At 64.7% G+C, this 26487-nt stretch carries 32 protein-coding genes; 4 read left to right on the top strand and 28 right to left on the bottom strand.

All coding sequences use genetic code 11. The annotated features are described in order from the left end of the window. The first annotated feature begins 5 nt into the window (after nucleotides 1-5). A complete protein-coding gene (locus G454_RS0101420; protein WP_211229889.1) occupies nucleotides 6-800 on the top strand; it encodes a glycosyltransferase family 2 protein in 795 nt (264 codons plus the stop codon). On the opposite strand, the gene G454_RS17205 is transcribed toward G454_RS0101420, so the two are convergent. The 8 genes from G454_RS17205 to rsmA form a co-directional block, all read right to left on the bottom strand. Then, the gene (locus tag G454_RS17205; RefSeq protein ID WP_051275746.1) at nucleotides 745-3750 is read right to left on the bottom strand and encodes an HD domain-containing phosphohydrolase; all 3006 of its coding nucleotides are present in this window, start codon (nucleotides 3748-3750) and stop codon (nucleotides 745-747) included. The genes G454_RS0101420 and G454_RS17205 overlap by 56 nt on opposite strands. Continuing rightward, a complete protein-coding gene (locus G454_RS0101410; RefSeq protein ID WP_027717146.1) occupies nucleotides 3747-3947 on the bottom strand; it encodes an aspartyl-phosphate phosphatase Spo0E family protein in 201 nt (66 codons plus the stop codon). Before G454_RS0101410 ends, G454_RS17205 begins: the two co-directional genes overlap by 4 nt. 302 nt (nucleotides 3948-4249) lie before the next feature. After that, a complete protein-coding gene (rd, locus tag G454_RS17200; RefSeq protein ID WP_084413182.1) occupies nucleotides 4250-4414 on the bottom strand; it encodes a rubredoxin in 165 nt (54 codons plus the stop codon). Nucleotides 4415-4495: 81 nt separating this feature from the next. Then, nucleotides 4496-4972 (bottom strand): ferritin-like domain-containing protein, encoded by a 477-nt coding sequence (locus G454_RS0101400; protein WP_027717145.1) that lies wholly within the window; start codon nucleotides 4970-4972, stop codon nucleotides 4496-4498. 15 nt (nucleotides 4973-4987) lie between these two features. After that, nucleotides 4988-5566: a rubrerythrin gene (gene rbr / locus G454_RS0101395; RefSeq protein ID WP_027717144.1), complete on the bottom strand. Its 579-nt coding sequence runs from the start codon at nucleotides 5564-5566 to the stop codon at nucleotides 4988-4990. Nucleotides 5567-5600: 34 nt separating this feature from the next. Further along, nucleotides 5601-5948, bottom strand: a complete 348-nt coding sequence (locus tag G454_RS22540) for a rubredoxin-like domain-containing protein (protein WP_425387420.1) — start codon at nucleotides 5946-5948, stop codon at nucleotides 5601-5603. A gap of 73 nt (nucleotides 5949-6021) precedes the next feature. Further along, nucleotides 6022-6492 (bottom strand): ribonuclease H-like YkuK family protein, encoded by a 471-nt coding sequence (locus tag G454_RS0101385; RefSeq protein ID WP_027717142.1) that lies wholly within the window; start codon nucleotides 6490-6492, stop codon nucleotides 6022-6024. Further along, entirely contained in the window at nucleotides 6479-7390 is a 912-nt protein-coding gene (rsmA, locus tag G454_RS0101380) for a 16S rRNA (adenine(1518)-N(6)/adenine(1519)-N(6))-dimethyltransferase RsmA (protein WP_027717141.1), read from the bottom strand. Before rsmA ends, G454_RS0101385 begins: the two co-directional genes overlap by 14 nt. A 176-nt stretch (nucleotides 7391-7566) precedes the next feature. On the opposite strand from rsmA, the gene G454_RS0101375 reads away from it, so the two are divergent. Then, nucleotides 7567-8862 (top strand): RNA-guided endonuclease InsQ/TnpB family protein, encoded by a 1296-nt coding sequence (locus G454_RS0101375; RefSeq protein WP_027717140.1) that lies wholly within the window; start codon nucleotides 7567-7569, stop codon nucleotides 8860-8862. A 43-nt stretch (nucleotides 8863-8905) separates the two neighbouring features. Here G454_RS0101375 and G454_RS0101370 read toward each other — a convergent pair whose 3' ends face one another. From G454_RS0101370 to metG, 5 genes are all read right to left on the bottom strand, one after another. Next, a complete protein-coding gene (locus G454_RS0101370; protein ID WP_035106389.1) occupies nucleotides 8906-9868 on the bottom strand; it encodes a resuscitation-promoting factor in 963 nt (320 codons plus the stop codon). A 226-nt stretch (nucleotides 9869-10094) separates the two neighbouring features. Further along, nucleotides 10095-11039: a CobW family GTP-binding protein gene (locus tag G454_RS0101365; protein WP_156896607.1), complete on the bottom strand. Its 945-nt coding sequence runs from the start codon at nucleotides 11037-11039 to the stop codon at nucleotides 10095-10097. Between the two features lie 86 nt (nucleotides 11040-11125). Next, the gene (gene cobO / locus G454_RS0101360; protein WP_027717137.1) at nucleotides 11126-11650 is read right to left on the bottom strand and encodes a cob(I)yrinic acid a,c-diamide adenosyltransferase; all 525 of its coding nucleotides are present in this window, start codon (nucleotides 11648-11650) and stop codon (nucleotides 11126-11128) included. A 20-nt stretch (nucleotides 11651-11670) separates the two neighbouring features. Next, nucleotides 11671-12453 carry a TatD family hydrolase gene (locus G454_RS0101355; RefSeq protein ID WP_027717136.1) on the bottom strand — a complete coding sequence of 261 codons (783 nt, stop codon included), beginning with the start codon at nucleotides 12451-12453 and terminating at the stop codon, nucleotides 11671-11673. Between the two features lie 6 nt (nucleotides 12454-12459). Then, nucleotides 12460-14004, bottom strand: coding sequence for a methionine--tRNA ligase (gene metG, locus G454_RS0101350; protein ID WP_027717135.1), 1545 nt, complete (start codon nucleotides 14002-14004; stop codon nucleotides 12460-12462). A gap of 165 nt (nucleotides 14005-14169) precedes the next feature. Here metG and G454_RS0101345 point away from each other — a divergent pair, with 165 nt between their 5' ends. Beyond that, nucleotides 14170-14424: an AbrB/MazE/SpoVT family DNA-binding domain-containing protein gene (locus G454_RS0101345; RefSeq protein WP_027717134.1), complete on the top strand. Its 255-nt coding sequence runs from the start codon at nucleotides 14170-14172 to the stop codon at nucleotides 14422-14424. 59 nt (nucleotides 14425-14483) lie between these two features. On the opposite strand, the gene rsmI is transcribed toward G454_RS0101345, so the two are convergent. The 6 genes from rsmI to G454_RS0101315 are packed head-to-tail and all read right to left on the bottom strand — an operon-like array spanning nucleotide 14484 to nucleotide 19509. Next, nucleotides 14484-15329 carry a 16S rRNA (cytidine(1402)-2'-O)-methyltransferase gene (gene rsmI, locus G454_RS0101340; RefSeq protein WP_027717133.1) on the bottom strand — a complete coding sequence of 282 codons (846 nt, stop codon included), beginning with the start codon at nucleotides 15327-15329 and terminating at the stop codon, nucleotides 14484-14486. Beyond that, complete coding sequence (locus G454_RS0101335; protein ID WP_027717132.1) at nucleotides 15326-15601, bottom strand: initiation control protein YabA; 276 nt, start codon at nucleotides 15599-15601, stop codon at nucleotides 15326-15328. Before G454_RS0101335 ends, rsmI begins: the two co-directional genes overlap by 4 nt. Further along, nucleotides 15522-16451, bottom strand: a complete 930-nt coding sequence (locus G454_RS0101330; RefSeq protein ID WP_027717131.1) for a PSP1 domain-containing protein — start codon at nucleotides 16449-16451, stop codon at nucleotides 15522-15524. Before G454_RS0101330 ends, G454_RS0101335 begins: the two co-directional genes overlap by 80 nt. Before the next feature lie 3 nt (nucleotides 16452-16454). Then, a complete protein-coding gene (holB, locus tag G454_RS0101325; RefSeq protein ID WP_027717130.1) occupies nucleotides 16455-17453 on the bottom strand; it encodes a DNA polymerase III subunit delta' in 999 nt (332 codons plus the stop codon). Continuing rightward, nucleotides 17450-18061, bottom strand: a complete 612-nt coding sequence (gene tmk, locus G454_RS0101320; RefSeq protein ID WP_027717129.1) for a dTMP kinase — start codon at nucleotides 18059-18061, stop codon at nucleotides 17450-17452. The genes holB and tmk overlap by 4 nt, the downstream gene beginning before the upstream one ends. Continuing rightward, entirely contained in the window at nucleotides 18058-19509 is a 1452-nt protein-coding gene (locus G454_RS0101315) for an aminotransferase class I/II-fold pyridoxal phosphate-dependent enzyme (RefSeq protein ID WP_035106431.1), read from the bottom strand. Before G454_RS0101315 ends, tmk begins: the two co-directional genes overlap by 4 nt. 135 nt (nucleotides 19510-19644) lie before the next feature. Between G454_RS0101315 and G454_RS17195 the strand changes: the two genes are divergently transcribed. Further along, nucleotides 19645-19857 carry a hypothetical protein gene (locus G454_RS17195; RefSeq protein ID WP_035106384.1) on the top strand — a complete coding sequence of 71 codons (213 nt, stop codon included), beginning with the start codon at nucleotides 19645-19647 and terminating at the stop codon, nucleotides 19855-19857. A 134-nt stretch (nucleotides 19858-19991) separates the two neighbouring features. Here G454_RS17195 and G454_RS0101305 read toward each other — a convergent pair whose 3' ends face one another. The 9 genes from G454_RS0101305 to dnaX all read right to left on the bottom strand — a co-directional run bounded on the left by G454_RS0101305 (nucleotide 19992) and on the right by dnaX (nucleotide 26378). Further along, complete coding sequence (locus tag G454_RS0101305) at nucleotides 19992-20255, bottom strand: 4Fe-4S dicluster domain-containing protein (RefSeq protein WP_027717127.1); 264 nt, start codon at nucleotides 20253-20255, stop codon at nucleotides 19992-19994. A gap of 17 nt (nucleotides 20256-20272) precedes the next feature. Then, a complete protein-coding gene (locus tag G454_RS0101300; protein ID WP_027717126.1) occupies nucleotides 20273-20839 on the bottom strand; it encodes a 2-oxoacid:ferredoxin oxidoreductase subunit gamma family protein in 567 nt (188 codons plus the stop codon). Continuing rightward, entirely contained in the window at nucleotides 20832-21599 is a 768-nt protein-coding gene (locus tag G454_RS0101295) for a thiamine pyrophosphate-dependent enzyme (RefSeq protein ID WP_027717125.1), read from the bottom strand. Before G454_RS0101295 ends, G454_RS0101300 begins: the two co-directional genes overlap by 8 nt. Before the next feature lie 22 nt (nucleotides 21600-21621). Next, nucleotides 21622-22710 (bottom strand): ferredoxin oxidoreductase, encoded by a 1089-nt coding sequence (locus G454_RS0101290; RefSeq protein ID WP_027717124.1) that lies wholly within the window; start codon nucleotides 22708-22710, stop codon nucleotides 21622-21624. A gap of 52 nt (nucleotides 22711-22762) precedes the next feature. Next, nucleotides 22763-23437, bottom strand: a complete 675-nt coding sequence (locus G454_RS0101285; protein ID WP_084413177.1) for a hypothetical protein — start codon at nucleotides 23435-23437, stop codon at nucleotides 22763-22765. A gap of 100 nt (nucleotides 23438-23537) precedes the next feature. Next, complete coding sequence (locus G454_RS0101280; RefSeq protein WP_027717122.1) at nucleotides 23538-23801, bottom strand: pro-sigmaK processing inhibitor BofA family protein; 264 nt, start codon at nucleotides 23799-23801, stop codon at nucleotides 23538-23540. A gap of 69 nt (nucleotides 23802-23870) precedes the next feature. Beyond that, entirely contained in the window at nucleotides 23871-24473 is a 603-nt protein-coding gene (gene recR / locus G454_RS0101275) for a recombination mediator RecR (RefSeq protein WP_027717121.1), read from the bottom strand. A 12-nt stretch (nucleotides 24474-24485) separates the two neighbouring features. After that, nucleotides 24486-24788 (bottom strand): YbaB/EbfC family nucleoid-associated protein, encoded by a 303-nt coding sequence (locus G454_RS0101270; RefSeq protein WP_281168428.1) that lies wholly within the window; start codon nucleotides 24786-24788, stop codon nucleotides 24486-24488. Between the two features lie 39 nt (nucleotides 24789-24827). Beyond that, nucleotides 24828-26378: a DNA polymerase III subunit gamma/tau gene (dnaX, locus tag G454_RS0101265; protein ID WP_027717119.1), complete on the bottom strand. Its 1551-nt coding sequence runs from the start codon at nucleotides 26376-26378 to the stop codon at nucleotides 24828-24830. Nucleotides 26379-26487 lie beyond the last annotated feature (109 nt).

Here is a 26487-nt window from a genome sequence, read left to right as displayed (position 1 = left end):
GGAGGGTGAGAAAAGAGGTGCTGGTTGCCGTCGTGCCGGCCAAAAACGAGGCTCCCTTCATAGCGCGGGTGCTGCAGAACCTGTTGGCCGTCCCCGTGGACCTAGCCATCCCGGTGGTCAACGGCTCCACCGACCGCACGCCGGAAATCGTGCGCCGCTTTAATTCCCCGCGCGTGCAGCCGCTTTTCTTCCCCGCACCCCTGGGCATAGACGTGCCCCGGGCGGTGGGGGCCGCCCACGCCCTGGCCGCGGGCGCTACGGCGGTGCTCTTTGTGGACGGCGACATGGCCGGCAACATCTTGGGCGCCTTAAGGGAGCTCGCGCGGGCCGTGGAGAGGGGCGGAGTCGACCTCGCCCTCACCAACTGTTACCCCCCTGCGGAGCTGGCCTTTGCCTCCGGCCTGGCCAGGCTGCTCCTGGAGGTGCGCCTGGCCTTAAACCGCGAGCTGGGCCTGGCAGGAGCAATCGGCACCGCCTCCCCCTCCCACGGGCCCCACGCCGTCTCCCGCCGCTTTTTAGAGCGCGTGCCCCTGCGCGAGCTGGCCGTGCCGCCGGTGGCCCTGGCCCTGGCCGCGCGGCAGGGGCTAAAAATAAAGGTGGGCGCCTGCCTCGCCCACCGCGAGCTGGGCTCTCCTTTCCGCGACGCCACGCACGCGCGCCTGGTGGCCGAAACCATCATCGGCGACTGCCTGGAGGCCCTGTGCGTGGCCCGCGGTCTCCCCCGCCGCCGGGAACTCTGCGGGATCAGCTACCCCGGCTACCACCCCCAGAGAAACATGCACCTTCTTTTTCCCGCATGAGCGCAAGAAAAGCCTCCACAACCCTGGGGTCGAAATGCCTGCCCGCCTCCCTGCGGATGTACTCCAGGGCCTTTTCCCGCGGCCAGGCCGGGCGGTAGGGCCGCTCCGAGCACAGGGCGTCGAAAACGTCCACCACGGCAAAGATGCGCGCCGCCAGGGGTATCTCCTCGCCCTTTAAGCCGCGCGGGTAGCCCGTGCCGTCGTACTTCTCGTGATGGCAGTAGGGGATGTCCAGGGCCGGGCGTAAGTGCTCTATCGAGGAGAGCATCTCGTAGGCGTACACGGGGTGGCGGCGCATGACTTCCCACTCCTCCGCGGTAAGGGGGCCGGGCTTTTGCAGGATGCTGTCCGGCACCCCCAGCTTGCCGATGTCGTGGAGCAGGGCGCCCCGGCGGATGTGCACCAGCTCCGCCTCGCCCACCCCCAGGGCCCGCGCCAGCTCCACGGTCATCTCCGTCACCCGCCGGCTGTGGCCCTCCGTTTCGCGGTCGCGCAGGTCCAGGGCGCGGGCCAGGGCCTCGATGGTGGCGTCGTAGGCCAGGGCCAGCTCCGCGCCGGTGCGCCGCAGGTCCTCCAGCATGGCCGCGTTGTCGATGGCCACCGCCGCCTGCCGGGCCACGGCCTCCATAAACTCGTACCACTCCCGGTCCGGCTCGCGGGGAGCGCGGCAGAAGGCCTCCAGCACCCCCTTGAGCTGCCCCCTGGCCAAAAGCGGCACGGCAAAGTAGGAGATGAACCTTTCGGCGGCAATTGCCCTGGCCCGCGGGCAGCCCTGGGCCGCCGCCAGGAGGTCGGGCACGCTTACCGTCTCCCCGGAAAGGGCCGCGCGCCCCGCCAACCCTTCCCCCAGGCGCAGGCTGATCTCTTCTATCTCCCGCGTGTAAAAGCCCCTCCCGGCGGCAAACTGCAGGGCCTGCAGGCCGGGGTTAAAGAGGAGGATGGCCGCCGCGTCCACCCCCAGCCGGTTGACCACCTGGTCCAAAATCACCTCAAAGGTCAGCCGCAGATCCAGGCTGGCGGTAATGGCCATGTCGATGCTGCGCAGGGCCCGCAGGTGCCGCAGGCGGCGCCCGGCCTCTGCAAAGAGCCTGGCGTTTTCCTGCGCCAGCTCTAATAAGCGCTCGTAGGCTTGCTTTCTCTCCAGGGCCCAGCCGAAAACGTCCGCCGCCAGACGCAGGAGCAAAAGGTCCTCCTCCCGCCAGCTCCCCGCGTGCCGCACGTTGTCAAAGCCCAGAAAGCCGGCCAGGTCCCCGCCGGCAAAAACGGGCAGCACCAGCAAAGACTTGATGTCTTGCGCCTTCAGGATCTCCTTTTCCGCCGCCGCCTCCGGGGGCAGCGCGGATACGTCGGCAATGTGGATGACCTCTTTCTGGCGCAGCCTGGCCACCCACCAGGGAAAGGCCTCGCCGGGCAGGTTCTGGAGGTTTTCCCTTTGCGGGCTCACCCCCGGCGCGCACCACTCGTGGGTGTTGTCCATGACCGTGCCCTTTTCGCGGAAGAGGAAGAGGTAGGCGCGGTCGGCATTGCTCAAGCGCCCCATTTCGGCCAGCGATTCGTTCACCGCCCGGTCGAAGTCCTCCGCCTGCAGGAACCGCGCGGATATGCTGGCCACCGCTTCCTCCAGGCGCAGCTTCCTTAAGAGGGCCTCTTCGGCTCTTTTGCGCTCCGTGATGTCCAGGAACGAGGCCACGCTCTGTTTCGTGCCCGGGATCACGGCCACGGTGAGGTAAACGTCCCGCACGTTGCCTTGGCGGTCGCGGAAGCGGGCCTCGTAGTTGCGGGGCGCAAGGGCAGGGTCGGTACGGCGCAAAATGTGGTACTCCTCCATCCTGCGGAGGTCCTCCGCGGCGGCCACGAAATCCCGCCAGCTCATCTTGCCTTCAATTTCCTCCCTGGCGTAGCCGGCCAGCCGGGCAAACTCCTCGTTGGCCAGGGAGATGGTGGAGTCTTCCTCCACAATGACGGTGGCCGTGCCGGTGTTTTCAAAAATGGCCCGGTACCTTTCCTCAGATCTCCGTGCCCGGCGCTCCGCCCGCTTGAGCAAAAAGGCGCCGCCGCCGGCCAACAAAACCATCGCCAGCATCAGAAAAGCGGAAAGGGCGGTAACGGCCAGGCTGCGGGCCAGCAACCTGTTGGCCTCGCCGTATACATGGGCGGCGGGTACCTCCAGGAAGGCGAAAACCCCGCCGCCCTTCGCCCCCGCGGCCAGGCGGCAAAAGGCGTACAGCGCCGGCGGCCTCTGCGCGTCGCCCTGCCAGCTCACCCCTTCTCCCCCTGCGGCCAGCGCCTCCTCCAGGGGCAGGCCGGGAGCTTCCTGCCCCACCCACTTCTCCCCGTTGGGCCAGCGGGCCAGCACCAAGCCCCGGTGGTCCACCACGGTGAGCACGGCCCCCGGCGGGAGGGGGCTCTCCGCGCAGAGTCTGTTTATCCAGGCCAGGTCCAGGGCCGCCCAGAGCACCCCTTTAATTTGCCCGGAAGCATCCTTCACCGGCTGGCCCAGGTGCAAAACGGGCCTGCCGGTGGTGCGGGAAACGGCAAACTCCCCCACGGCCAGCCTGCCGGTGGCCAGCGCCCTTTGAAAGTACAGCCGGTCGGCGGCATTTACCGGCCGGTCCGCCGGCACGGCGCTCACCAGGAGGTTTCCCGCCGCGTCCAAAAGCCCCATGTTGGCGCAGCAGGGCATTTGACCACACACTTCCGCCAGCAGACGGCGGCAGACCTCCACATCCGTTTCCCTCACCGCCGGGAAGCGGGAGAGCACCTCCAGCGTGCGGCCGCTGATTTCGATGAGCCTTTCCTGCTCGTCGGTAGCCCGGCGCAAAAAATACAGCGCCCTCTCCTCCACCTCGGCCACGGCGCGCCGGCGCTCTTCGGCGGCCAGGTAAAGGGTCAGGACCAGGGCGGGCAGAAAGGCCAGAAGCAAAACGGCCACCAGGCGCACCGCCCTCACTGCCGGGCACCCCTTTCATGCAGGCTTCCCCCTGCGCCCCCGGAGCCGCCGTTTTCCCGCACGGCCCGCTGGTAGGCCACGATCAGCGCGTCCAGCTCCTGGCTGACGCGTAAAAGCTCCTCGTAATTGCTGAAGCCCGCGCCGTGCAGCTTCTGCCGGAGGGTTTCAATTTCGGCCAGCAAGGCGGCAATATCCATCAGCGCACCGCCGTCCGGCGTGAGGTAAGCTGCACGGTGCGGGCTCCCCGCGGGAGGGTGGGTTCAGGGGAATTTGTCTTTAATATGCTACCAATACATAAAATGGCATTTAAGGAATAAATACCCCCCCCCCCCCCCCGTACACCTGTTCTCTTCCCCGGCATCCCGCGTGCATAACGTCAAATCCCCTCCGGTGAGCTTTGCAGAGAAAATTCGCCAGCCTTTTCTAATTTCCTCCATAAAGTTACACAAGCGCCCCGGGAGGATACCTGCCCGGGGCGCACGGGTGAGGCGGGGCCCTTTTAGCCCTCCGCCCTCTCAAACTGGTCCTTGCCCACGCCGCAGATGGGGCACACCCAGTCGTCGGGAAGTTCTGCAAAGGGCGTGCCCGGCGGGATTTTGCCCTCAGGGTCGCCCTTTGCCGGATCGTACTCGTAACCGCAGACGGTGCAGACCCACTTTTCCATAAACACTTTCCCCCTTTTAAAGTGCCGCTCCACAGAAAATAACCGTTCTGCCGGGATCGGCCCCAACGCCCCCCGCGTTAGCTACGCCAAGGCCCTCTTCTGGGCGGCCAGCTGGCGGATGTGCCTCTGCTCTTCGCGGATGAGGTTGTCCACCGCCGCGCGTTCCTGCTCCGGCACCAGGAAGCGCAGCTCGTAAAAGAGCACCAGGGAGTCCTTTTCAAAGCCGATGGCCATGTCCAGGGCCTCCCCGGGACCCGCCGCCCTGCCGGCCAGCTCCTCGGGGGAGAGGTCACGCGCAAAAACGTGGGCGTCTAAAAGGGCTTGCACGTATTCCTGGTATTCCCCGGGGTAGCTCTCCGGAGGCTGGTAGCCTTCCAGGCCGGAAAGCATGCGGCCGAAAAGATCCTCGTGGGCCTTTTCTTCCTCCGCCAGGGCGGCAAAAAGCTCTTTTACCTGCGGGTTGGCGGCCTTTGCCGCCAGGGCGCGGTAAAAGGCCTGCCCCCGCCGCTCAATTTGCCGGGCAAAGTCCACCACCTCGCGGGCACGGAAAAACCACATTTAGCCCTACCCCCTTTAGTAGCAGCCGCAGTAAACCTCGTAGTAGCTCTTGGGGTGCTCGCAGGCCGGGCACACCTCGGGCGGCTCCGTGCCCTCATGCAGGTAGCCGCAGTTGCGGCAGCGCCAGGTCACCTTCTGGTCGCGCTTGAAAACCTTCCCCTGCTCCAGGTTCTCGATGAGCTTCCTGTAGCGCTCCTCGTGGCCCACCTCGGCCCTGGCGATGGCCCGCAGCACGGCGGCAATCTCGGGGAAGCCCTCTTCCTCGGCCACCCGGGCAAACTCGGGGTACATCTGCGTGTGCTCGTAGTTCTCCCCGGCAGCCGCGCTCTTTAAGTTGGTCAGGGTATCGCCGATGACGCCCGCCGGAAAGTCGGCGCTTATTTCCACCTCGCCGCCCTCTAAAAACTTAAACAGCCGCTTGGCGTGCTCCTTCTCGTTGTCCGCCGTCTCTAAAAAGATGGCCGCAATTTGCTCGTAGCCCTCTTTCTTGGCCTGGCTGGCAAAAAAGGTGTAGCGGTTCCTGGCCTGGGACTCGCCGGCAAAGGCCGTGAGCAAATTTTTCTCCGTACGGGTTCCCTTCAAACTTTTCTTCATTCCTGTACCTCCTTAGTTCTTAATTACCGGTTTTTTATCCCCACTTGCCCTTGGAGATGTGGGTCTGGATCTCCGCCTTGGCCATCTGGGCCAGCACGCGCGCCTGCTCCCTGGCCGCCTTGAAAACCACCACGCACCCCGGGTCCAGGTTGTCCTTGATGCCCTCCTCGGCCAGGGCCTCCATCTTGCGCGCCAGCTCGATGAGACGCACGTGCAGGCTGTTGGAAAAGCGCGAGCGCGTGACCAGCTGCGCCTGCTCATCGTCAAGCTGCACAAACTTTTCCCTGGGCGCACCGCACTTGGGGCACTTTTCCGGCGGCTGCTCGCCGTCGTGGATGTACCCGCAGACCCCGCAGCGCCACAGCATATAATCACCTCCCATTAATTCTTGAAGATATATATTCGCCCTAAAAGTAATAATTCCTGCTTTCAATAGCTTAATTTTTCCTTGGTAATTATTTCGTATGCTTATCGGCCACGCTGGAGGCCCCAAAGGCCTCGGGCTTGATCTTGGCGGCAAAGCCGCTCCCCACCACCATACCCACCACTTCCCGGATGAGGTCCCTGGTCTCGCCCTGCGCGCCGATGTCGATGTGGATCTCCACCTGCAAATTTCCCAAACCGTGTTCGGCCAGGTACCGGGCAATGAGGCTGCCTACCTCCAAGCTGAGGGCGGTCTCGTAAAAGATCTTCTGCCGCAGGCTCTTGATCTTGCGGTGGTACTTCTTGCGGTAGTAGTAGCGGGCGCCCTTGCCCAGGCGGTGCACGATGACCGCCGTAATGAAGCAGGTTTCCTGCCTCACCTGGGAGTCGGAGCCAATAATGATCTTGTAGGCCGATGTGGGCAGGCCGGTAATGTAGCCCGTGATGTCGGCCATCATTTCCTCAAAGCTCAGCTTTCCCTTGGTGGGACTAATGAAGTGCACTGACCTCACCACGGCCCCCTTGGCCACCTTTTGCCAGGTACCCGCCACACGCCCGGGCCAGGGAAGCAAACTCCTCCAGGGAAAGCGTTTCCCCCCGCCGCCGGGGGTCAAGGCCGCACTCTTTCAACAAGACCTCCCACTCCCCGCGACCCCAGTCCGGGAAGATCCCTGCGCCGGCCAGGGCGTTGGCCAGGGTCTTGCGCCGCCGGCCGAAGGCCCCGCGTACGAGGGCAAAAAAAAGCTTTTCGTCGCCCACGTCCACGGGGGGCTCGCGGCGCCTGACCAGGCGCACTACGCAGGAGTCCACTTCCGGCGGCGGGAAAAAAACGGTGCGGGGCACGCGAAAGAGCACGCGCGGCCGGCTGTAATACTGCACCGCTACGGTAAGCGGCCCGTACTCTTTGGAGCCCGGCGCGGCCACCAGCCGGGCGGCCACCTCTTTCTGCACCATCACCACCATGTCGGTCACCTGAAAACCGCCGGCCAAAAGGCGCATCAGGAGGGGGGTGGTGATGTAGTAGGGGAGGTTGGCCACCACCTTATAGGGTGCCGGCCCCGCCGCCTCCGCCACCAGCGCGTCGAAATCCACCTTCAGCGCGTCCCCGTGCACCAGGGTGACGTTTTTGCGGTCCCCGAGCACTTCCTCCAGCAGGGGCAGCAGGCGGCGGTCCAGCTCCACGGCCACCACGTGGCGGCAGGTGGCCGCCAGGGCCGCCGTGAGGATCCCCGCCCCGGGCCCCACTTCCACCACCGCGTCGGTAGGCAAGAGGTTGCTCTGGGCCACCATCTTGCGTACGATGTTGCCGTCCATGAGGAAGTTCTGCCCCAGGGACTTGCGCAACACGATGCCGTGCTTTTGCAGTAGCTCCCTAATGCGGGCAGGTGCGGGCAGTTCCATGTCTGCTGCAAACCCCTTTTTCACATTATAACCCATTTCTGCCCGCCGGAAATAAGAAAAGGGGCCGTAAGCCCCTGAAGTTTTTCCTTGCACCCGCTTACCAAAAAACGCCGCTGAAGGCCCCGGCTTTTAAGCCTGGGGATGAAAGCGGCAGCCGGGTGCGATAAAATAAAAGCATGAGGCGAACAAACGTTGTCCGGGTTTTGCCCGGCAAGGAGCAAAAGCAGGTGCTTGAAACCATCGGGGATCGCTGCGCCGCCCTGTGGAACGCCGTCCAGTACAGGTGCAGGCAGGCCTTCTTCCGGGGGAAACCCGTGCCTTCCTACGAAACCCTGTGCGCGGAGTTCAAGGAACGCCCGGTGTATCGTGCCCTGCCCGCCCACATAGGGCAGGAGGTCATCAAAAAAGCAAGGAAGGCGTGGGACTCGTTCTTTGCGCTCTTGCGGCTGTGGGGGAAAGGCGAAATGTCAGAGCGGCCCGGCCTTCCGAGGTACTGGAAGGACCGCCGCACGGGAAGGCGCACGTTTTGCGTCATCCCCGTCAAGGCGCCCACGTCCTACGCGCTGGACTCCCGCACCCTCTCCCTCACCCTGCCGCGGGACCTCCGGGAAAAGCACGGAGGCCGCCTGGTCCTGCACACGAAGGGCGTGTTGCGCTTCCACGGTACCCCAAAAACCCTGGAACTCAGGTACGACCGGGTGAAGAGGCGCTGGTACGCCCACCAGGTGGTGGAAGTGCCGGAGCCGGTGAGAAGAACCCGGCCTGAAAAGTGCGCCGCCCTGGATTTAGGTGCCAGAACGCTTGCTGCACTGGCCGTCGAAGGATTAAACCGCCAAATCCTCTTCTCCGGTCGCGAAGTCTGGAAGGACTTCCTGTACTGGACGAAGCGCATAGCCGAAGAGCAGTCCAGGCTGAGCAGGGCCGGGCGCAAAACCTCCCGGCGGCTCCGGGGGCTCTATTCACACCGCGCCCGCAGGCTCAGGCACGCCTTCGTCGCCCTAGCCGCGGAAATCGCGCGCACGTTGTCCCGGCACCGCGTGACCATGCTGTTCATCGAAGACCTGACGGGTATCCGAGAAGACATGGACTTCGGGCCGCAGAACCTCCTGGCGCACAACTTCTGGGCTTTCAGGATGCTGAAGAACCTTATCACAGCCGCCTGCGTCCGGGCCGGGATAAAAGTCGTTCCCGTCGAACCGTGCGGAACCTCTTCCCGGTGTGCCGTCTGCGGATCCCCGGTCAAGCGTTTCGTCCGGCACAAGGCGGCCTGCAGCAAGTGCGGCTGTGTTTGGCACGCCGACGCCAACGCGGCGCTCAACATACTGCTTTCGGGCTCCTCGAAGGGGCACGGGGCGGAGGCCACGCAATTGCCACCGCTTGCCCTGCGGTGGGACCGCCACCGCTGGGCAAGCCGCTTCGAATCTGCCGCCGGTACGCTATATGCGGCGAGCGGCAGCCGGATGGCGGCGTAAGCCGCCTGAAGGAATCCCCGGGCTTTTTAGCCCTGGGGGGAAGTCAATCCAGCACGTAAACCCTTACGCGGCGCACCCCCCACCGCCGCGCCGCCTCCTCGCTTTCCAGGAAGACGTCAATGCGGTTTCCCCGGATATGCGAGCCGACGTCCAGGGCGGTGGCGTACCCGTAACCGTCAATGTACAGGCGCGTCCCCAGGGGAATCACCGCCGGATCCACCGCCACCACGCCGTAGCGCGCCGGAGCCCCGGTGGCCGTCACGCTGCCGGTGCTGTAGCTGTAGGCGGTGGCCACCGCATCCACCACGCGGCTAAAGCGGATGACCTGCCCGCCCCGCGAAACCTGGTTTTGCGTCCCCACGCGGACCACCCGCTCCACGGGAGCCTCCAGCACCTGGCTGTCCTGCATTACCCGGCTGACCTCCTGCCCGTCGTGGTAGGTGAGCAGCCAGCGCTGCCTGGCCTTTCCCGGCCTCCCCTCCTGCACCACCTTCTGCTGGCCCACCAGCAACTCCCCGTCCAAAATGCGCCGGGTGTCGTAGGGGAGGCTCACCTCCACTTCCTTTACCTCCTCGCGGACCCTCACCACGCGGATGTCCATGCCCGGGCGGAGCGCCTCATCGGCTGCGGGGTAGACGAGGTCCTTTTCGCCTAGGGCCACACCCACCGCCACCAGCGCCTCCCTCACCGTCCCGGCGGCGACCAGCACGCTCTTTACCTCGCCGTCTACGGCCAGGTTCACCGGCACCGCCCTCCGTACTTCCACGCGCATGCCGCCGGCCAGGGGGGTTTCCGGGGGCGGGTCTACCCTGTCCTGCGGCCCCAGGTCGATCCTTTGCGCGCGCAGGAGGTCGGCCACCGACCGCGCCTTGGTCTTCAGGGTGACCTCCCGCCCGTCGGCGGCCAGCGTCACCTCTTTGGTCGCCAGGGAAACGTAGGCCAGGCCGCACAGGGCCAGGGTTGCCGCCAGCGCCAGGGGCAAGATGAGGCGCCGCCCTGCCTTCATAATTATCCCTCCTCCGGCATCTAAAGGTGCCGGGCCTGCTGTTTATGGTATATTCTTTCCTCCCGGGCCGTTCTCCTGCCAGCCGGACCCAAAAATCATGTCACAATCACGGGAAAAGTTGTCGGCAAATTAAAATGGTCAACAAAGTTGGCAGGCGGCCCTATAAATATTTTATGCCTAACGGCTCCCATGGGCAAAAAAATCCCCCGCACCTCTGTGCGGGGCGCTAGCCCGTGCAGTGAAAGGTCCGCCAGTCTTCCTCCTCCAGGCACTCGTTCTGGCGCAGGCACTTTAAGACGGCCGAGGCCAGCCTGCCCATGGCCAGGGTGGGGCCGATCACCAGCACCCGGCTTTCTGCATACCGGCCTTCCAAGGGCTTTATGCTTGCGGCGGAGGGAAGGTAGTCCATGTGCACCCAGCCGTCCTCGCAGCAAAAAATGCCCTTGGCCCGGACGACCTGGCCGAAACAGGAAGCGTTTATTTTCTTTAAAAAGCCGAGCAGTTGCTGCGCGGCAAAAATGCCGCGAAACCTCTGCGCAAAGCTAAAAAAGCCCGGGATGTCCTGCGCGCTCCAGGAGCGGCGGCGGGCCTTACGGCCAACTGCCGAAAGCTGCGCCGCGTCGAGGCCTTCCAGGGGGCCGGTAAGCAGCGGGGCGTGCGGGTTTAAGCACCGCAGCGTCTTCACCAGTCTGTCCAGTTCCTCCGGCGGCACCTCCTCCCCCTTGTTCAGCACCAGCACGTCGGCCCGCCCCACCTGAGAGCCAATGAAGCGGGGTGACTGGCTGTACCAGAGCCCGAAGGCAGCGGCATCTACCACATGGATGATGTTGAACTGCGGTACGGGCAGGTCCGCCATGCGCAGGGCGGCCAGGAGCCCCTGCACGGCGGCCACGCCGGGGTATTCCACAATCAGCCTCTGGGGCTCCATGGTACGCTTGATGCGGGCTATCTCTGCGGCCAGGTCGGCATTCATGGTGCAGTAAATGCACTTGCTGTTCAGCTCCACCACGCCGGGCAGGTCCCCCGCCAGCAGGAGCCCGTCAACCCCCACCTCGCCGTACTCGCCCACCAGCACGGCCACCCGCTCCCTGGGAGCCAGCTGTCTCGCCAGGTGCCGGATGAGGGTGGTCTTTCCGCTGCCCAGAAAGCCTGTTACGATGTTCACAAACATGGCCAATACTCCGCGCTTTTAATTTAAGCACCTATGTTTTTTATTCTAAGGCAGCTTTCTTTTTTTTGTAAAGTAACTTTTAAAAATTAAAACTCGATGCCCCGCTGGGCTTTAACACCCTTTTGGTAGTGGTGCTTTACCTCCCTCATCTCCGTAACCAGGTCCGCCTTTTCGATCACCTCCGGCGGGGCGTCGCGCCCGGTAAGCACCAGGTGCAGGTGGGACGGCTTGCGGTCGATGAGGTCGATTACCTCTTCCAGGGAAACGAGGCCGAACTTCAGAGCGTAGAGGATTTCGTCGAGGATGAGGAGGTCGCAGCCTCCCTCGTCTATGGCTTTTTTAGCCTCTTCCAGGGCTGCGCGGGCCGCCTGACGGTGCGCCTCCTCCTCTCCTACCCAGGTAAAGCCCTCCCCCAGCTGGCGTATCTCAAAGCCGGGGGAAAGCCTGGCGGCGGCGGCCAGCTCCCCGTACTTCCAGCCGCCCTTGATGAACTGCAGCACCAGCACCTTCATCCCCTGGCCCCAGGCCCGCAGGCCCATGCCCAGGGCGGCGGTGGTCTTGCCCTTGCCGTTACCGGTGAAAACCAGCACGAGGCCTCTTTGTTCCGGCATAAAATCCTCTCCCCGTCTCTTTAACTTGTCCCCGGCAGCCCGAAGAGAAGCCGGCTGTTTTCGGCCGTGGCCGCGGCCACCTCGTCGGCGGCGAGGCCACGCAGCGCGGCAATTTCCTCCACCACGCAGCGCAAAAAGGCCGGCTCGTTGCGCCTGCCCCGCCAGGGCTGCGGGGGCAGGTACGGGCAGTCGGTTTCAATGAGGAGGCGCTCCAGGGGCACCCTTGCGGCCACCTCCCGCGTTTTCTGCGCGTTGGGGTAGGTCACCGGGCCGGCCAGGGAAATATACAGCCCCAGCTCCAGGCACTCCCTGGCCAGCTCCCAGTCCCCGGAGAAACAGTGCATGACGCCGCCGCGGCGCCCCAGGCCGTCTTTGCGCAGGATGCCCAGCACCGCGGCGTGGGCCTCCCGGTCGTGGATGATCACCGGCAGGTCCAGTTCCCGCGCCAGGGCCAGCTGCTCGCGGAAAACTTTTTCTTGCACCGCGCGGGGGCTTAAGTTACGGTAGTAGTCCAGGCCCATTTCCCCTAGGGCCACCACTTTGGGCTTTCGCGCCAGCTCCCGCAGCCGCTCCAGGTAGTCCGGGGGCACCTCCCCGGCGTCGTGGGGGTGCACGCCCACGGCGGCGTAAAGAAAGGGGTGGGCGCCCGCCAGCTCCAGGCAGGCGGCAGAAGAGGGCAGGTCAAAGCCGACGTTGACGACGGCCGCCAGGCCAGCCTCTCTGGCCCGCGCCAGCACCTCCTCCCGGTCGGCCTCAAAGCGGCGGTCGTTTAAGTGCGCGTGGCTGTCAATTAGCGGCACCACCGCGGCTCACCCCAGGCTCCCCGGGTCGATGCGCGGGAAGAGGATTTCTGTGCGGCGCACCGTTAAGCCCGCCGGCAGGCGCCCCCAGCGCAGAGACTCCCAGGTGTGGAGGTCCGGGCGGTCGGCTATGCCTAGCTGGCGCCAGATGCGCTCCGGCGTCCTGGGCATGAAGGGCCCGACGAGCACCCCTATAAAGCGCACGCACTCGGCCAGGTTGTAGAGCACGCGGCAGAGGCGCTCCCGCCGGGCGGGGTCGCGGTTTAAGGCCCAGGGCTCCGTCTCGTCCACGTACTTGTTGGCGCGGTTAACCAGCCTCCAGATGGCCGCCAGGGCCGCGGACAGCTCCCGGCGGTCCATCAGCTCCTCCACCGCCGTCGGGGTCTGCAGGGCCAGCTCGATGAGGTCCTCGTCGACGCCCTCCACGGGGCCGGGGTCTTCCAGCCGCCCCCCGGTGTACTTTTCCATCATACCCAGGGTGCGGCTCACCAGGTTGCCCAGGTCGTTGGCCAGGTCGGTGTTAATGCGGTTGACCAGGGCCTCCTCGGAGTAATAGCCGTCGGCCCCGAAGGGCAGCTCCCGCAGCAGGTAGTAGCGCACGGCGTCCGAGCCGTACTTTTCAATGAGCACCAGCGGGTCTACCACGTTGCCCTTGGACTTGCTCATCTTGCCGCTCTCCAGCAACAGCCAGCCGTGGCCCACCACCTGGCGCGGCAGCTCGATGCCCGCGGCCATGAGGATGATGGGCCAGATGACGCTGTGGAAGCGCACGATGTCCTTGCCCACTAGATGCACATCCGCCGGCCAGAACTTGCGGAAAAGCTCGTCGTCGTCGCTGCCGTAGCCCAGGGCGGAAACGTAGTTGGTCAGGGCGTCCACCCACACGTAAATGACGTGCCGGGGGTCAAAGGGCACGGGTATGCCCCAGTCAAAGGTGGTGCGGGAGACGCAAAGGTCCTCCAGGCCGCCCTTGATAAAGCTGATCATCTCGTTGCGGCGGGAGGGCGGCAAAATAAAATCGGGGTTTTCCTCGATGTAGCGCAGGAGGCGGTCGGCGTACCTGGAGAGGCGAAAAAAGTAGCTTTCTTCCTGCGTGAACTCCACGGGGCGACCGCAGTCCGGGCACTTGCCGTCCACCAGGCGGCTTTCCGTCCAGAAGGTCTCGCAGGGGGTGCAGTACCAGCCCTGGTAGGAGGCCTTGTAGATGTCCCCCTGGTCGTAGAGCTTCTGGAAGATGGCCTGTACCACCCTCTTGTGGCGCTCCTCGGTGGTGCGGATGAAGTCGTTGTAGCTTATGTCCAGGCTGGCCCACAGGTGCTTGAAGCTGGCCACAATCTGGTCCACGTATTCTTTGGGGGTCATCCCCTTGGCGCGGGCCGTGCGTTCAATCTTCTGGCCATGCTCGTCCGAGCCCGTCAAAAACCAGACTTCGTACCCCGTGAGGCGCTTGAAACGGGCCAGGGCGTCGGCGGCCACCGTGGTGTAGGCGTGGCCGATGTGCAGGCGGTCGCTGGGGTAATAGATGGGCGTGGTAATGTAGAATGTTTTCTTCAAAACGGCATCCCTCCTGACCAGCATCTGTCAAGTTTTCCCACGCCGGGCGAAATTTATACAAAAAAATACAAATCCTATTGACTTTAACTGGGACACTTGGTACCATTTACTTGTACAATCTTATAACTTATTGTCGAAATATGTCAATAGAGGGGAGGGGAAGTAGTGAAGTCCACGGGAGTAGTGAGAAAGGTGGACGAACTCGGCCGCATAGTCATCCCCATCGAGCTGCGGCGCACCCTGGGGATTGACGAAAAGGACGCCATGGAAATCTACGTCGACAACGAAAAGATCATCCTCAAGAAGTACGAGCCCGCCTGCATTTTCTGCGGCAACGCTTCCGACGTCAAGCACTTCCGCGGCAAGCTTGTCTGCAAGAACTGCGCCATGGAGATGTACGAGCACGCCAAGGCCATGTAAGCATTCCTTCCTGCCAGGGGGCCGGAAAGTGTTCTCCCGTCCCGGCCCTCTTTTTGCTTTTATTTTTCTTCCCCCCGGTGAACTTCTTCGTAAACCAGGCGCTTGGGCAGGCGGTGCTGCCTGGCCACCTCCTTTATGGCCTCCTTTTTGCTGTAGCCCATCTCCACCAGAAGGGCCACGTGCGCGGCGGGGGAAAGGCCCGCCCCGCTGCCCTCCTCATCTTCCGGCGGGGCGCCGCCCACCACCAGGGTGAACTCCCCCCGCGGCGGGTGCTGGCGAAAATGCTCCAGGGCCCCGGCGAGTTTTCCCCGCCACACCTCCTCGTGCACCTTGGTTAACTCCCTGGCCACGGCCACCGGGCGGTCGCCCAGGACCTCCAGCATGTCGGCCAGCGTTTCCAGCAGGCGGTGCGGGGCCTCGTAAAAAATGAGGGTCCGCTTTTCCTTTTTCAGCTCTTCCAGCCGGCGGCGCCGCGCTCCCCTTGCTGCGGGCAGGAAGCCCTCAAAGCAAAAGGACGATGTGGGCAGGCCGGAAACCACTAGGGCCGTGATGGCCGCGCTGGGCCCGGGCAGCGCCACCACGGGAATGCCCTCGGCCACGGCCAGGGCGACCAGCTCCGCCCCGGGGTCGGAAATGCCCGGCGTGCCGGCATCGGTCACCAGGGCAATTTTCTGGCCGGCCAGGAGGCGTGACAACAGCTCCCTGCCCCTTTGGCGGCGGTTGTGCTCGTGGTAGCTGAGCAGGGGCTTTTTAATACCGTAGTGGTTGAGGAGCTTTTTCGTGTGCCTGGTGTCCTCGGCGGCAATGAGGTCCACTTCCTTCAGCACCCGCAGGGCCCGCAAGGTGATATCCTCCAGGTTGCCGATGGGGGTGGCGCAGAGGTAGAGCACCCCCTTGCCGCTCATTTTGCCGCGCCCCGCTCCCGGCGCCAGAAGGCCTCGCAAAACAGGCATTCCTGGACCCGCAGGCGCCCGAAGTGGACGTTGCAGACGTGAAAGCCCTGCTGATATAGGTCCCAGAGGTTGCGCAGGCCCCCCTTCAGGGAGCCCTCCCCGGCATCTTGCCCGTAGGCTCTGGCCAGCTCGTGCCGCAGCCGCTCATTTTCCTCCGCCAGTAGGCGGGCCTGCCGCTTCAGCTTCCCCAGATCTGCCTGCAGGGCCTGCAGTCTGGCCTCCATTTCCTTCAACAAGCTGGTCAGAGCCTCCACCCTGCTCACCCCTTGCCTTTAATGAAATTACCTGGTGAAAGGCGTACTCCTTGTGCAGCTTGCTCTCCTTTAATTCCACCACCACGGTCTTGCGGAAAATGTTTACCGCCGCCACCCTGCCCTCGCCGTCTGGGGTAATCACGCGGCAGCCGATTTCCGGGTGCTCGGCCTTGGCCTCCTCGTAGATCTCGTTTTCAAACTTCAAACAGCACATCAGGCGACCGCACAGGCCGGATATTTTGGCGGGGTTCAGGGAAAGGTTCTGGTCCTTGGCCATGCGGATGGAAACGGAGGTAAAATCGCACAGCCAGGTGTTGCAGCAGAGTTCCCGGCCGCAGCAGCCCAGGCCCCCGCGCAGCTTGGCCTCGTCCCTCACCCCGATTTGCCGCAGTTCAATGCGCGTGCGGAAAACGGCGGCCAGGTCCTTGACCAGCTCGCGGAAATCCACCCGCCCTTCGGCCGTGAAGTAAAAAATGATCTTGCTGCCGTCAAAGGTCTGCTCCACCTCCACCAGCTTCATGGGCAGGCCGTGGGCGGCAATCTTCTCCAGGCAGATGTAAAAGGCCTCCCGCTCCTTCTCCTTTTTCAGCTTTATCCTTTCCAGGTCCTCCGGCGTGGCCGGGCGGATGATCTTTTTCAGCGGCGCGGCCACCTCCTCCTCGCCCACCTCGCGCGGCCCCAGGACCACCTCCCCGTTCTCAATCCCCCGCGCGGTTTCCACAATGACCTGGTCGCCGGGTTTTAAGTGGTACTCCCCCGGGTCAAAGTAATATATCTTCCCTGCCCGCCGAAAGCGCACGCCGACTACGCGGCAGGCCATTATTTACTCCTCCCTTCCGGCTCTCGCCCCCGCCAGGCGCAAAAACAACACCTCCAGGGCCAGCCTGGTGTTGGCGTTGGCGCGCAGCAGCTCTTTGGTCGCCCCCACCTGCTTGAGCAGCCCCACCAGGTCCCGGCGCCGGTAAGCGGCAGCCTCCTGCCGCACCAGGGAAACCCGGTCGCGGTTTATGAGCAGCCTTTCCGCGGACGTTTCCCGCCAGACCAGCAGGTCGCGCAGCCAGGCCTCCAGCAAATCCAGGAAGGTCAGGGCTCTCTCGCGGTCCTCGGCCAGGAGGGCCGCCTGGCGAAAGACTTCCAGTACGGGGGACTGCCGCAGCATGCCGGGCAGGCCGCAGGCCCTGCGGCGCAGCTCCGCAAAGTCTCCGCGGGCCAGCTCAAGGGCCCTCCCCGGGCTGCCCCCGGAAAGTAGGGCCACCTCCCCGGCCACCTCCGGCGCCAACTTTGCCTCCCTAACCAGAACCTCCTCTACTTCTCTAACCGGGAGGGGCCGGAAGGTAAAGACCTGGCAGCGGGAAAGCACGGTGGGCGGCAGCGCCTGGGGGCGGCTGGAGAGCAGGATAATTACCGTACGCTCCGGAGGCTCTTCCAGCACCTTTAAAAAGCTGTTGGCCGCCTCGCGGGTCAAAAGGTCCGCCTCCTCCACCAGGAAAACGCGGCGGCTCCCCTGGCGGGGGGTGAGGTAGGCCACGCGCTGCAGCTCGCGCACCTGGTCGATCTTTATGGAGGCCCCGTCGGGGCGTATTTCCTGCAACTCCGGGTGGTTTCCCGCCGCCAGCTGGCGGCAGTCCCGGCAACGACCGCAGGCCTCGCCTGCCGCGGGCGCGGGGCACAAAAGGGCGGCGGCAAAGGCGCGGGCCACGGCGGTCTTGCCCACACCCCGGGGGCCGGCAAAAAGGTAGGCGTGGCCCACCCTGCCCGCGGCCACGGCCTGGCGCAGGGCCAGCACATTTTCCCTGTGCCCAATGATCTTTTCCCACTTCATCGCGCCTTAACCTCAAACGCCTCCAAAATGGCGCGGTGCAGCTCCAGCGGGGACAGCCGGGCATCCAGTACCAGGTACCTATCGGGGTGCCTGGCGGCCAGCCAGAGGTAGCCCCGGCGCACCCGCCGGAAAAATTCCCTTCCCTCGCCCTCCAGCCGGTCCGGCTTCCCGGCAAGCCTGCCCAGGGCCTCCTCCACGGGCATGTCCAAAAGCACCGTAAGATCCGGCACCAGACCCCCTGCCGCCAGCAGGCTTATGCGTTCCAGCTCTTCCAGGGCCAGCCCCCGCCCGAAGCCCTGGTAGGCCAGCGTGGAATCCAAAAAGCGGTCGGCAATAACCACCTGCCCCTTTTCCAGGGCGGGGCGTATTTTCTCCGCCACGTGCTGGGCCCGGCAGGCCGCGTAAAGGAAAACTTCCGTCCAGGGCGCCGGGGCCAGGTCGCGGTCCAGAAGGAGGCCGCGGAGTTTTTCTCCCAGCGCGGTGCCGCCGGGCTCCCTGGTGGACAGCACCGGGTAGCCCTTCCCGGCCAGCGCGGCGGCCAAGAGGCCGGCCTGGGTGGTCTTGCCCACCCCGTCAATGCCCTCAAAGGCAACAAAAAAGCCCTTCACCCGTCCACCACCCGGATACCCTCCAGCCGCGGGTCCGCGGGCCCCTGCACCGCGGGCACGTGCGCGCGGAGCCACTTTAAGTATTCGATGACTTCCGGGGTAATTTCCTCCCCGGGGTACACCAGGGGTATCCCCGGAGGGGAGACGCAAACCGCCTCTGCGCTCACGCGCCCGGCACACTCCGCCAGGGGAAGGTACCGGCACGGGGCCAGCCAGGCTTCCCGGGGTGTGAGCCTCGCGGGGGGTAGGGGCGGCAGGTCAGGCGGGGGAGGGAGGGGGCGGGAGCCGGCGTGCCGCCGGGAAATTTCTTTCAGGCCCCGCCGGAGCGCCTCCGCATCCCTCCTGGTGGTGCCGATGCCCACCAACGCCACCAGGTTGGTGTAATCGGCCATTTCCACCAGCACGCCGTGCTCGCGGGCCAATAGGCCCGCCACCGCGTAGCCGGAGAGGCCCAGGCGGCGCACGTTGATCACCAGCCGGGTGGGATCGGCACGGGCGGCACCCGTGCCGCCCAGGTGCTCTTCCCCTAGCACCAGGAGGCCCGGGAGGCGCGAGATTTCCCGCCGCAGGAAGGAGGCCAGCTCCAGGGCGGACTCCAGCAGACGGCGGCCCTCCCTCGCCAGCTGCCACCTGGCGCCGTCTAAGGAGGCCATGAGGAGGTATGAGGGGCTGGTGGTCTGCAGCCAGGAAAGGGCCGCCTTTACCCTGGCCGCGTCCACCCGGGCGCCCTTTAGGTGCAGGAGGGAGGACTGGGTAAGGGAGCCGCCCGTCTTGTGCAGGCTCTGTACCGCCGCGTCCGCGCCGCAGGCCAGGGCCGGGGGCGGGAAGGCCTCGTGAAAGGCAAAATGGACCCCGTGGGCCTCGTCGACCACGAGGGGTATGCCGGCGGCGTGGGCGGCAGCGGCCTGCGCCCCCAGGTCCCCGCAGAGGCCGTAGTAGGTGGGGTGCACCGCCAGGAGGCACTTGGCCGCGGGGTGCCTTCTTACGGCCCCGGCCACCGTCTCCGCCTTTAGGGGCAGGGGGATATAAAAATCTTCCAGATAATCCGGGGCCAGGAAAACGGGCCTGGCCCCGGAAAAAACGAGCCCTCCCAGCACGGCACGGTGGGCGTAGCGGGGCAGGAGCAACTCCTCCTCCGGCCCGCAGAGGGCCACCACCAGGGCCATGATCCCGGCGGTGCTCCCGTTGACCAGGAAAAAGGTGGTGTCGGCGCCAAAAAGGGCGGCGGCCAGTTCCTGGGCCCCGGCAATAACCCCGGCGGGAGCGTGGAGGTCGTCGAGGCCGGGCAGTTCCGTGAGGTCCATTTTTAAAAAGCCCCTGTGCCGCCGCCAGGGGGCAAACACGGCCTGCCCCTGGCGGTGCGCCGGCACGTGCAGGCGGGCATAAGGCCGGCGGCAGTGCTCCAGCACCGCAGCCAGCAAGGGCGTTTCTTCTTGGCTTTTGATCATGGCGGCCAGATCCACCCGGCATTTTGTTCTGCCCTCTATTTTACCATACCGCCGGCTTCTTGGCCTGCCATTACTTTAATCTCATAATCCCACCCCGCCCGGCCAAAATAACACATAGAAAGGGGTGGTGGCAAAGTGGGCAGCGCCGCCAAAATTGATGCGCATGGCCTTTCGCGCAAGTACCGGGTCAACGTCCCGGTAATCATCCGCGCCTGGAAAAAGGGTCTTTCCGATGCGGAAATTGCCCGGCGCACGGGCTGCGACCCGGCCACGCTCCTCGTCATCCGCAAAGAAATAGAAATGATCAGCCGCCAGCAGCGCCTGGCCCGCCGGGAAAAGCCCGGGTAACATGCCGCACGAACACCCGGGAAGTCTCCCTCATACTTTATTATTGCCCGCCCAAAACCCGGTACCGGCGGCGAATTTTTTGCCGCCGTTAAGATAAAGGCCCTTTCCCTGCCGGGGAAAGGGCCCGCTATTTTTCAGCCGGCCTTCTTTTCTTCTTTTTTGCGCACCACCAGGATGGCGCAGTCCGGGCAGTAGGTCTGGCAGATGCCGCAGCCGATGCAGCACTCTATATCGGGCTCCACCGAGGGCGTGCCGTAAACGCCCAGCACCTCCGACCAACTCAGGCACTGCTTCGGGCATTTGGCCATGCAGAGCCCGCACCCCTTGCACAGTTCCGGGAAAATGGTCCACACGCTTTTCTTCGTGTCAATGGTCCTGGCCTTAAACTCGCGCGCCATGAAACCTGCAAACCTCCTTAGCCGGCCTGGGCTACCAGTTCCATGCCCCGCTCCAGGGCCCGGTAGTTCAGCTCCCGCAGCTTGGGATCCTGCGCGAACTTGTAGCCCAGCCTTTTCTCAATGGCCTTCTTGGCTTCTTCCTCTGAAACCACCCCGGTGGCCCTGATTACCGCCCCCATGATGAGCACGTTAAACACCCGCGGGTGCAGTTCCTTCTTGGCAATTTCCACGGCGGGGATGGCCAGTATCCTCTTTGCCTGGGAGGGCAGCTCTTCCCTCTCCACCTCGATGCTGGAGTCGTAGACGAAGACCGTCTCGGGCCCCACGTACTGGCGCACGCGGCTCACGGCGCGGCCGCTTAGGGCCACCACGATGTCCCCCGTGTTAAATTTGGGCGAACCGATGGGCTCGTCGGATATCTGCAAAAAGGCAATGGATACGCCGCCGCGCTGCTCCACGCCGAAGTTGGGGATGTATACGGCCTCGCGCCCTTCCTCGTAGGCGGCCTCGGCCAGGATCTCCGCCACCGACTGCACGCCCTGGCCGCCCTCGCCGGCCAGGAGGATCCTGCTCACCTTAGCCATTGTCCTTTCCCCCTTCCCGCGGAGTCCCGGGCACGCGCAGCTCCCCGACCTTAAAGTATTTGGTCATTTCCTCCTCCACCATGCGCCACGTTTCCTTGGCGTTGGTGCGCCAGTTGGTTGGGCAGGTAGAAAGGACCTCCACAAAGGAAAAGCCCCTGCCGGCCATCTGGTTCTCCAGGGCCTTTTTAATAAAGCCCTTCAGCTGGCGGTAGTTGGCCACCGTGCCCCGGGCCACGTAGGCGCCCTCGGGGGCTATGGCCGCCACCATCTCCGGTCCCTGGGTGGGGTAGCCGGTCTTTTCCGGGTCGCGCCCGTAGGGGGTGGTTTCCGTCTGCTGGCCCGGCAGGGTGGTGGGAGCCATCTGTCCGCCGGTCATGCCGTACTGGGTGTTGTTGACCAGGATGACGGTGATCTTTTCGTTGCGGAAAGCAGAGTTGACCAGGTGCTGGGAGCCAATGGCGTACCCGCCGCCGTCGCCCATGTAGGCTATGCCGATGAGATTGGGGTTGGCCCTTTTCAACCCCACGATGACCGGCGTGGTCCTCCCGTGGTGGGTCTGCACGGTATCCACGTTAAAGAAATCCCAGGACAAAAGGGAGCAGCCGATGTCGCAGCCGAAAACGGCGCGGTCCTGTATCCCCAGCTCGTCAATGACCTCGCCCAGCGCTTTGAGCACCAGGCCGTGGCCGCAGCCGGGGCAGAACTTGTGCGGCTTGGACTCCGCACGCCAGCTCCTGGGCATGGCTGGTTGCAGCGCCATGTGCCAAAACCTCCTTTAAGGCTTAACCCAAGATTTCCTTGACGCGGGCCACTACGTCTTCCGCCGTGATGCCCATGCCGGGCTTGTACAGGGGGAGCATCTCCGCGGTCGACCCGTACAGGGCATCCTTGAGCAGCCTGGCCAGCTGGCCCTGGGCCGACTCCACCACCAGGAACCTCCCCGCTTTTTGCGCCGCCTCCTGCAGCGCCGGAACGGCCAGCGGGCGCAGGGTCACGGGCCGGAAGTAACCCACCTTGTACCCCGCCTCGCGCAGTTCCTTCACCGCAGCCTTGCAGGCCCGCGAGACCACGCCGTGGGAAACCACCGCCAGCACGGCGTCGTCTAAGCCAAAGGCCTCGTACTCGGCCACCTCCGGAGCAATCCGCTCAAAATCCCTCACCAGGCTGCCCACCAGCTCGTAGAGCTCTTCCTCCACGTTGTAGGTGTTGCGCAGGTGCACGGGGGGCCTGTCCACGCCGGGCACGCCGGGCTTGCCTACCAGCGGCTCCGCCGGCACCATGGTTATCCCCCGCAGCTCGGGGTCGTAAATGGTGAGGGGCTCCCGGGCCTTGGCCTGGTAGCCGTCCCCCAGGATAAAGGTGGGGAAGCGGTACTTCCACGCGGTGTTAAAGGCCTTGATGGTGTAGTCGAATAGCTCCTGGTGCGTGGCCGTGGAGTACACGATACGCATGCCTTCCCCGTTGCCGCCCAGGGTGGTCATGGTCACTTCCTGCTGGGAGTAAATCACCGTGCCCGTGGAGGGGCCGCCGCGCTGCTGGATGACCACCACGGTGGGCAGGCGCATGGCCTCGGCCATGGACATGGGCTCCTGCATGAGGGTGTTCCCCGGACCCGCGGTGGCCGTAAAGGCCTTCTTGCCGGCCAGCACCCCGCCGATGGTGGTAAATCCCGCCGAAAGCTCGTCCTCCGTCTGCAAGAACTCGCGGCCAAACTTGGGCGCCAGGCGGGTCCAGTAGTGCATGATCTCGTTCTGCGGCGTGATGGGGTAGCCGTACATGATCTCCGCCCCGGCGGCCAGGGCCGCCCAGGCCACCACCTCGTTCCCGGTCATGAAAACGCGCTTTTCCCCTTCAATGGGCTTGCCAGGCATAAATTCCCGCACACCTCCACCAATTTTTATGTGCTCCTTACGGGCTCCCGGGCTACCACAGCGTCCGGTCCATGTATCGCCTGATGGGCCAAACGGGATGCCCGCAGGCATCCCGCGGCCCCATCTTTGCCGCCAGCTCTTCCAGCACGGTGGTGGCCACTACGGGCAGCCCCAGGCGGCGCGCCGCCTCCGCCACCACCCGCGCGCCCTCCTGCACGAACTCCACGGTGGTTTCCCCGCCCAGGTGGCTGTTGTTGATCAGGCCGTCCACGCGGCCCAGGGTCTGCACGTACTGCACGATGTCCTCCACCGTAGCGGTCATGGGACGGGCAATGTTGACCACGGCCAGGACCTTTAAGTGCGGGTCCTCACCGGCGCCCTCCACCAGGTTGAGCGTGCGGGCGCCGCCCACGCCGTAACCGACGTCCAAGATCACGTCCCCCGGGAGGCGCAGGGCCCAGCGGTTTGCCGGGCGAAAAACCAGCCCCGTTTCTCCCAGGCCGATCATTTCCCTGGTGTCCCAGGCCAGCACGTTTACGCCCTGCTCCCCCAGCTTTTTCTTTATGGGGCGCAGGGTATAAAAGGGCTCCACGATGTCCAGGTCCACGAGGTTCACCCGGCGGCCCTGGCGGGCGAGGGCGAGGGCCCGGTTGACGGCCACCTCGCTCTTGCCGCTGGCATACTCTCCCACGTAAGCTTCGACGATGCGCTCGCCGATGGCCCCCACCCCCGCGTGCCACCCTGCGGGACGGCATAAAGAAAATAAGCCACAACTAGTATAATCGAAAACAAAAAAGCCGTCAACAAAAGGACGGGTCATGGAAAAATCAAACAAAAAAGCACCTTAACAGAGCCAAAAGGATGACACCGGGCACCTGCAGCACCCCGGCCAGCAGGAGGGTGAAGGGGTTAAGGGCAATGTGCAGCCCCCAATGCCCGAAGAGCAAATTTACCCCCGCCAGCAAGATGCCGCCCGTGGCCAGGCAAAAGGCCGCCCGCAGGAGGAACTTCAAGGGCGTCCACAGGGCGTTGCCCACGAGCACCAGGCCCAGGATCCCCACCAGGCCCCAGAAAACCAGCTTCAAATCCACCATCCCACCCCTTGTCCAGCGTTCCTTTTATATCAAGATTTTATGAGTGCGGGATGGCGGCATATGCCTTTAAGGCCACTCGCGCCGGCCTTCCAGGGCCTTGGCCAGGGTCATCTCATCGGCGTACTCCAGGTGGGCCCCCACGGGGAGGCCGTGGGCGATGCGTGTCACCTTTATGCCCAGCGGCTTGATGAGCCGCGCCAGGTAAAGGGCGGTGGCGTCGCCCTCTACATCCGAGTCGGTGGCCAGGATGACCTCTCTGACGCCGCCCCCGGAGAGCCTGGCCAGCAGCTGCTTGATGGTCAGCTTTTCCGGCCCGATGCCGGCCAGGGGGGAGATAACCCCCTGCAAGACGTGGTAGAGGCCGTTGTAGCCCCGGCTTTTTTCCATGGCCAGCACGTCCTTGGGCTCCTGGACCACGCAGATAACCTCCCGATCCCGCTGGGGATCGGCACAGATGGAGCATACCTCCCGGTCGGAGAGGTTGGCGCAAACGGAGCAGTAGCGGACCACCTCCCGCGCCCGGAGAATGGCCCCGGCCAGCTCGCGGGCCACTTCCGGCGGCGAGTTTAAAAGGTGAAAGGCCAGTCGCTGCGCCGTTTTGGGGCCGATGCCGGGCAGCTTGGCCAGCTCCTCCACCAGGCGGGCCACCGGTCCGGGAAGGTGCTTCACCTTGCCTCACCCCTAAAAGAGGCCGGGCAGGGACAGTCCTCCGGTTATCTTGCCCAGCTCCTGCGCCACCATCTCCCGGGACCTGGCCAGGGCGCCGTTGACGGCGGAAATAATAAGGTCGGCGAGCATCTCCACGTCTTCCGGATCCACCGCTTCCGGCTTGATCTCCAGGGCCACGATCTCCTGCCGCCCGTTGGCCACCGCCTTTACCGCGCCGCCCCCGGCGGTGGCCTCCACGGTACGCCCGGCCAGTTCTTCCTGCAGGCGCATCATCTCCGCCTGCATTTTCTGCACCTGCTTTAACACCTTGCTCATGTTCGGGCCCATCATCGGCAAACCTCTCCTTTGCGGTTGTTAAATAAGCTCTTCCCCGCCAAACAGCCTGATGGCACTGGAGGCATCCAGCTCTTCTTCCTCCTCTTCGGGTTCCTCCGGCACAAGGCCCTCCACCACGGCGGTGCGCACCTCCCAGCGGCCGGGCATGACCGCCTCCAGGACTTCCTCCACCACCTGCCGGTGAAGGGGCTCCGCCAGGCGGTTCTTGAGCATATCGTCATCGGGCCCAAAGGCCAGGACCAAAGTCCCTCCCCTCACCTCGTGGGGCCGGCTGCGGACAAGATAGCTGTACACGGGAACGCTCCTTGCCCGCACCAGGTCCAGGATCTGCGGCCAGCGCTGCCGGATCTCCTCCAGGAGACGGCCGTCAGGAGGGACTAAAGCGGCGCCGCCCCCGCCTTCCGCGCGGTGGCCGGCAGGTGCCGGCGGCTGCCCGTTCCCTTTCCCGGGAAGGCTGCCGCCCCCTTTGAGCCTTTCCTCCAGCATTTCCAGGCGCCTGGCCACCTCATACAGGGAGGGCACTTCCCGCACCATGGTCGCTTCCACCAGCGCCACCTCCAGCACAATGCGGGGCTGGGTGGCCCACTTCATTTCCTGCTCCGCGCGGTTTAAAATGGTGAGCGCGCGCAGGAGCTGGTCCTTGTGCAGCGTCACCCCCCCGGTGCCGGCGCCACCGCAAACCCGCTCCACCAGGAGGTCCCGCAGGTGGGCAACGAGGCCGGCGGCAAACAGGCGCAGGTCCTTCCCCTCTTCCGCCAGGGCGGCCACCTGGCTTAAAAGCGCATCCGCCCGCCCTTCGACCAGGGCCCGTACCGCCTCCCGCACGGCCTCCTCCTCCACCGTGCCCAGGATGCGGTGCACGTGCTCTGCGGTTACCACCATGTTGCCGTAGGCCGCCGCCTGGTCCAGCAGGGCGAGGGCGTCGCGGAGGCTGCCGCCGGCCGCCCGGGCAATGAGCAGCAGCGCCCCTTCTTCCAGCTCCACGCCGGCCTGCGCGGCCACCTCCCGCAGCCGCCCAGCAATCTCCGCGGCGGTCAGGGGGCGAAAGTCAAAGCGCTGGCAGCGGGAGAGGATGGTCAGGGGCACACGGTGGGGTTCGGTGGTGGCCAGGACGAAGAGCACATGGGCGGGGGGCTCCTCCAGGGTCTTCAGCAGGGCGTTAAAGGCCTCGGTGGTCAGCATATGCACTTCGTCAATGATGTAAACCCGGTAGCCCGCCTCCACAGGGGAAAAGCGCATCTTTTCCCGCAGCTCCCGCACCTCGTCTATGCCGCGGTGGGAAGCGGCGTCTATTTCCACCACGTCCAGGGAAGTCCCTGCGGTAATGCCCCGGCAGTTGGGGCAGCGGTTGCAGGGCTCCGCTTCTTCCCTTTCCCGGCAGTTCAGCGCCTTGGCCAGGATCTTGGCCGTGCTGGTCTTGCCCGTGCCGCGCGGCCCGCAGAAAAGGTAGGCGTGGGCCAGGCGCCCGGAGAGGAGGGCGTTTTTAAGGGTGCGCACCACGTGCTCCTGGCCGACAACCTCGCCGAAGCGCTGGGGGCGCCACCGGCGGTACAACGCCTGATAACCCAAGAGCAAACCCCCCGTGCTTAAAGAGTTTACCGCTTGAGGTGCCTAAATTTAAAAATTCGCCTGCCCTCTATCATTTCCCTCCGGGCAGGGCAAACAAAAACCGCCCCGA

This window comes from Desulfovirgula thermocuniculi DSM 16036 (genome assembly GCF_000429345.1).
Taxonomy (GTDB): Bacteria; Bacillota; Desulfotomaculia; order Desulfotomaculales; family Desulfovirgulaceae; genus Desulfovirgula; species Desulfovirgula thermocuniculi.
Note: the sequence above shows the minus strand (reverse complement) of the source record. Positions and strands in the feature narration are given on the sequence as shown.

Coding starts and splice junctions, on each gene's coding strand:
- G454_RS0101290 (WP_027717124.1), bottom strand. CDS start 22,710: ATGCCTGGCAAGCCCATTGAAGGGGAAAAGCGCGTTTTCATGACCGGG.
- G454_RS0101300 (WP_027717126.1), bottom strand. CDS start 20,839: ATGGCTAAGGTGAGCAGGATCCTCCTGGCCGGCGAGGGCGGCCAGGGC.
- rd (WP_084413182.1), bottom strand. CDS start 4,414: ATGGAAAAGTGGGTCTGCACCGTCTGCGGTTACGAGTACGATCCGGCA.
- G454_RS0101410 (WP_027717146.1), bottom strand. CDS start 3,947: ATGGATATTGCCGCCTTGCTGGCCGAAATTGAAACCCTCCGGCAGAAG.
- G454_RS0101315 (WP_035106431.1), bottom strand. CDS start 19,509: ATGATCAAAAGCCAAGAAGAAACGCCCTTGCTGGCTGCGGTGCTGGAG.
- G454_RS22540 (WP_425387420.1), bottom strand. CDS start 5,948: ATGGGAGGTGATTATATGCTGTGGCGCTGCGGGGTCTGCGGGTACATC.
- G454_RS0101295 (WP_027717125.1), bottom strand. CDS start 21,599: ATGGCGCTGCAACCAGCCATGCCCAGGAGCTGGCGTGCGGAGTCCAAG.
- G454_RS0101375 (WP_027717140.1), top strand. CDS start 7,567: ATGAGGCGAACAAACGTTGTCCGGGTTTTGCCCGGCAAGGAGCAAAAG.
- cobO (WP_027717137.1), bottom strand. CDS start 11,650: ATGCCGGAACAAAGAGGCCTCGTGCTGGTTTTCACCGGTAACGGCAAG.
- rbr (WP_027717144.1), bottom strand. CDS start 5,566: ATGAAGAAAAGTTTGAAGGGAACCCGTACGGAGAAAAATTTGCTCACG.
- G454_RS0101305 (WP_027717127.1), bottom strand. CDS start 20,255: ATGGCGCGCGAGTTTAAGGCCAGGACCATTGACACGAAGAAAAGCGTG.
- G454_RS0101370 (WP_035106389.1), bottom strand. CDS start 9,868: ATGAAGGCAGGGCGGCGCCTCATCTTGCCCCTGGCGCTGGCGGCAACC.
- G454_RS0101270 (WP_281168428.1), bottom strand. CDS start 24,788: ATGAGCAAGGTGTTAAAGCAGGTGCAGAAAATGCAGGCGGAGATGATG.
- rsmA (WP_027717141.1), bottom strand. CDS start 7,390: ATGGAACTGCCCGCACCTGCCCGCATTAGGGAGCTACTGCAAAAGCAC.
- G454_RS0101335 (WP_027717132.1), bottom strand. CDS start 15,601: ATGGAGGCCAGACTGCAGGCCCTGCAGGCAGATCTGGGGAAGCTGAAG.
- rsmI (WP_027717133.1), bottom strand. CDS start 15,329: ATGAGCGGCAAGGGGGTGCTCTACCTCTGCGCCACCCCCATCGGCAAC.
- G454_RS0101330 (WP_027717131.1), bottom strand. CDS start 16,451: ATGGCCTGCCGCGTAGTCGGCGTGCGCTTTCGGCGGGCAGGGAAGATA.
- G454_RS0101400 (WP_027717145.1), bottom strand. CDS start 4,972: ATGTGGTTTTTCCGTGCCCGCGAGGTGGTGGACTTTGCCCGGCAAATT.
- holB (WP_027717130.1), bottom strand. CDS start 17,453: ATGAAGTGGGAAAAGATCATTGGGCACAGGGAAAATGTGCTGGCCCTG.
- G454_RS0101365 (WP_156896607.1), bottom strand. CDS start 11,039: ATGTTTGTGAACATCGTAACAGGCTTTCTGGGCAGCGGAAAGACCACC.